Source organism: Stenotrophomonas sp. HMWF003 (assembly GCF_003061285.1).
Taxonomy (GTDB): domain Bacteria; phylum Pseudomonadota; class Gammaproteobacteria; order Xanthomonadales; family Xanthomonadaceae; genus Stenotrophomonas; species Stenotrophomonas maltophilia_AP.
The window spans coordinates 1-3,786 of record NZ_QAIW01000162.1 but is presented as its reverse complement, the minus strand read 5'-3'; the positions used below and the strand labels follow the sequence as shown (position 1 = coordinate 3,786).

The window sequence follows — 3,786 nt, the reverse complement described above, 5'->3', positions numbered from 1 at the left end:
ACCCTGACCATGGCGGTCTGCGCCGGCATCATGCTCTGGTGCGTGCCGATCGCCTGGGTGAAGTGGTTCTCCATCGGCAGCATGGCGGCGGTGGCGATCTGGCTGTGGAGCCGCCCGCTGCCACCGGAAGAAACTCCCTGAATGATGGGGAAACGAGCCCCTGAGTCAGGGGGCGGCTGCGAAGCGGCGGGGGGTAGTTGTAACGCGGGGCCCGCGTTCTGCGCAGCAACGGGTGGGGCGTCAACCCACATGCGCTGAGGCGCCGCACGGCTATACTCGGGCCATGAGCATCCCCCATCGCAACCGAATCCTGATTCCGTTGGCAGCGGCCTCGCTGCTTCTCCTTGCCGCCTGCGGCAACAAAGGCCCGCTGGTGCTGCCGCAGAAGCCGGTGCCGGTCGAAGAAGTCGCCGAGCCGGACGTCGATGAGACCACGCCGGCTGCCGTGGATGACACCGAGAACCCGCCGGTGGTCCCCGATCCGGTCGACGCGGCGCTGAAGTCCGAAGACGGTAATGACTAAGGCCGCCTCCCCGGTGCTGCGCTTCAGCAAGATGCACGGCGCCGGCAATGATTTCGTCGTCCTGGACCTGCGTGACGGTACACCCGCGCCCACCCCGGCCCTGGCCGCGCGCCTGGCCGACCGCCATACCGGCGTTGGCTGCGACCAGATCCTCACCATTGAGTCCCCGCGTGCGGAAGGGTCGGTGGCGTCCTACCGCATCTGGAACGCCGACGGCTCGCAGTCCGAGCAGTGCGGTAACGGCGCCCGATGCGTGGCCGCCTGGCTGGTGCGCGATGGCGCAGCCGACGGCGAGCGCTTCGCCATCGACAGCCCGCTGGCCACCCACACCATCGAACGCCTGGGCAACGACCAGTACGCGGTGGCGATGGGCGTGCCGCGCTTCGAGCCGGCGCAGGTGCCGCTGCTGGGCTTTGCCCGCGCGCGCGATGAATACCTGCTGCCGTTGCAGGGCGACACGGTGCGCTTCGGCGCGGTGTCGATGGGCAACCCGCATGCGGTGATCGAAGTGGGCCTGATCGATGCCGCCCCGGTTGAACGCCTGGGCAACCTGCTGCAGCAGCACGCCACCTTCCCGCAGTCGGTGAATGTCGGCTTCGTGCAGGTCATCGACGCCCGCCATGCGCGCCTGCGCGTGTACGAACGCGGCGTGGGCGAAACCCTGGCCTGCGGCAGCGGCGCGTGCGCGGCGGCGGTGGTGATGATGCAGCGTGGCCGGCTGGAGCGCGACGCCACGCTGTCGCTGCCCGGTGGCGAGCTGCGCCTGCGCTGGCCGGCCGACGACGCCCAGGTGGTGATGTCCGGCCCGGCAGCCTTCGTCTTTGAAGGGGAGTGGCACGCATGAACGAGACGGTCGAGAAGATCGGTGCGCACGAGGTCGCCGCCTGGCTGCGGCGGCACCCGGCGTTCCTCAAGCAGTTCCCGGACCTGGCGCTCACCATGGTGGTGCCGCGCGATGACGGCCCGACCGCATCGCTGGCCAGCTACCAGCTGGACGTGCTGCGCGACAAGAACCGCGAGCTGTCGCGACGGCTGGCCGACCTGGCCGCCAACGCGCAGGTCAACGAGCGCCTGGCCGTTCGCACCCATCAGCTGACCCTGGCGCTGATGAAGCAGACCACGGCCGCCGACACGCTGCGGGCCATGGCCGCGTCACTGGAAGAAGACTTCGCCGGCGACAAGGTGCGCCTGGTGATGCTGCAGCCGGTGGCCGGGCTGGAGCAGGCGCCGTGGCTGCAGGTCATCCCGGCCGACAGCCCGCTGCTGGCATCGTTCCGCGATTGCCTCAAGGACGGCGAGCCGATCTGCGGCCGCCTGCAGGCCGAGAAGAACACCGTGCTGTACGGCGCACTCGCCGACACGGTGCAGTCCAGCGCATTGCTGCCGCTGCCGGGTGTGGGCCTGATCGCCGTGGGCAGCCACGACCCCAACCGCTTCTACCCGGGCATGGGCACGCTGTTCCTGCGCATGATGGGCGAGGCGTTGGCGGTGGGTCTGGCCCGCTTCACCCACGACTGACGCCGACGTGGGCGCTGGCATGGGGGCCGCTGCGGAATTCCTCTCGCACCTGGAGGTGGAGCGGCGCATGTCGGTGCACACCCTGGACGCCTACCGCCGCGACCTGGAGGCCCTGACCGGCTGGGCCAACGACCACGACGCGCGCATCGAGGCGCTCGATGGCGAGCAGTTGCGCCAGTTCATCGCCGCCGAACACCGCCGCGGGCTCTCGCCCACGTCGCTGCAGCGTCGCCTGTCGGCGTGCCGCAGTTTCTATGCGTGGCTGCTCAAGCACCGCCGCATCGAGGCCAGCCCCGCCGCAGGCCTCAAGGCCCCGAAGGCGCCGCGCAAGTTGCCACAGGTGCTTGACGCCGACGAGGCCGTGCAGCTGGTGGAATTGCCCACCGATGTGCCGCTGGGCCTGCGCGACCGCGCGCTGCTGGAACTGTTCTATTCCTCCGGTCTGCGCCTGAGCGAGCTGTGCGCGTTGATCTGGCGTGACCTGGACTTCACCACCGGGCTGGTGAACGTGCTGGGCAAGGGCAACCGCGAGCGGCGCGTGCCGTTCGGCTCGCACGCGCGCACCGCGCTGGAGGGCTGGAGGGCCGAAAGCGGCGGTGCAGCGACCGCGCCGGTGTTCCCCGGGCGCAAGGGCGGGCCGATCACCCAGCGCGCCATCCAGATCCGCATCCGCCAGCTGGCCCAGCGCCAGGGCCTGTTCAAGCATGTGCACCCGCACATGCTGCGGCACAGTTTCGCCAGCCACATCCTGGAATCTTCCGGCGACCTGCGCGGCGTGCAGGAGCTGCTCGGGCATGCCGATATCGCCACCACGCAGATCTACACGCACCTGGATTTCCAGTACCTGGCCAAGGTCTACGACGCCGCGCACCCGCGCGCGAAGCGGCGCAAGAGCAGCAACGAAAGCTGAATCGATCCACTGCGTCACCGGGCCGCAGGGCAGGGTGGGTTGAAGCCCCCGGCAACGACCCCACCTCAGTCTCTGTCACCCCGGAGGCTCCATGGACCCCAGTCAGAACCCCAACGTATTTCACGCCACCACCATCATTTCGGTGCGCCGCAACGGTCATGTCGCGGTTGCCGGCGATGGCCAGGTCACCCTTGGCCACACGGTGATGAAGGGCAACGCCCGCAAGGTGCGCCGTCTGGGTCGCGAGGGCCAGGTGCTGGCCGGTTTCGCCGGTGCCGCCGCCGACGCCTTCACCCTGTTCGAGCTGTTCGAGGCCAAGCTTGAGAAGCACGGCCAGCTGCAGCGCGCTGCAGTGGAACTGGCCAAGGACTGGCGCACCGAGCGCCGCCTGGGCAAGCTCGAAGCGCTGCTGGCCGTAGCCGACAAGGACACCTCGTTGATCATCAGCGGCACAGGCGATGTGATCGAGCCGGAAGACGGCATCATCGCGATCGGTTCCGGCGGTTCCTATGCGCTGTCGGCCGCCCGCGCGCTGATGGCCCACACCGAACTGGACGCCCGCACCATCGCCACCGAGTCGATCAACATCGCCGGCGACATCTGCATCTACACCAATCGCAACGTGGTGGTGGAAGAGCTGTAACGCGTAGTGCCGGGCTCTGCCCGGCAACATGACCTTCCCACCGTTACATCGCGTAGCGCCGGGCTCTGCCCGGCACCGTGACCCGGTTTGCCGGGCAGAGCCCGGCACGACGCGATTGCCCCCCCCCCCTCGTTTTCCATGTGAGCACACCCATGCCGCACAAGATCGAAGTCTCTTCCGCCACCATGACCC

The 3,786-nt window shown here is 69.0% G+C and carries 5 protein-coding genes and 1 pseudogene; all 6 read left to right on the top strand.

Annotated features, from left to right (window positions below; translation table 11 throughout):
• Nucleotides 1-141, top strand: a pseudogene (locus DBR34_RS22265) (DUF454 domain-containing protein); the annotation flags it as partial.
• Nucleotides 142-283: 142 nt separating this feature from the next.
• A complete protein-coding gene (locus tag DBR34_RS06710; RefSeq protein WP_128096218.1) occupies nt 284-523 on the top strand; it encodes a lipoprotein in 240 nt (79 codons plus the stop codon).
• Nucleotides 516-1,367, top strand: a complete 852-nt coding sequence (gene dapF / locus DBR34_RS06705; RefSeq protein WP_128096217.1) for a diaminopimelate epimerase — start codon at nt 516-518, stop codon at nt 1,365-1,367. The genes DBR34_RS06710 and dapF overlap by 8 nt, the downstream gene beginning before the upstream one ends.
• Nucleotides 1,364-2,041 (top strand): DUF484 family protein, encoded by a 678-nt coding sequence (locus tag DBR34_RS06700; RefSeq protein WP_128096216.1) that lies wholly within the window; start codon nt 1,364-1,366, stop codon nt 2,039-2,041. Before dapF ends, DBR34_RS06700 begins: the two co-directional genes overlap by 4 nt.
• Nucleotides 2,042-2,060: 19 nt before the next feature.
• Nucleotides 2,061-2,951 carry a tyrosine recombinase XerC gene (xerC, locus tag DBR34_RS06695; RefSeq protein WP_128096215.1) on the top strand — a complete coding sequence of 297 codons (891 nt, stop codon included), beginning with the start codon at nt 2,061-2,063 and terminating at the stop codon, nt 2,949-2,951.
• A gap of 91 nt (nt 2,952-3,042) precedes the next feature.
• Nucleotides 3,043-3,594, top strand: coding sequence for an ATP-dependent protease subunit HslV (gene hslV / locus DBR34_RS06690; protein WP_019183676.1), 552 nt, complete (start codon nt 3,043-3,045; stop codon nt 3,592-3,594).
• The last annotated feature ends 192 nt before the right edge of the window (nt 3,595-3,786 follow it).

Excerpts from the sequence above, each read along its gene's own strand:
- hslV (WP_019183676.1), top strand. The coding sequence starts at position 3,043 with ATGGACCCCAGTCAGAACCCCAACGTATTTCACGCCACCACCATCATT.
- dapF (WP_128096217.1), top strand. The coding sequence starts at position 516 with ATGACTAAGGCCGCCTCCCCGGTGCTGCGCTTCAGCAAGATGCACGGC.
- DBR34_RS06700 (WP_128096216.1), top strand. The coding sequence starts at position 1,364 with ATGAACGAGACGGTCGAGAAGATCGGTGCGCACGAGGTCGCCGCCTGG.
- xerC (WP_128096215.1), top strand. The coding sequence starts at position 2,061 with ATGGGGGCCGCTGCGGAATTCCTCTCGCACCTGGAGGTGGAGCGGCGC.
- DBR34_RS06710 (WP_128096218.1), top strand. The coding sequence starts at position 284 with ATGAGCATCCCCCATCGCAACCGAATCCTGATTCCGTTGGCAGCGGCC.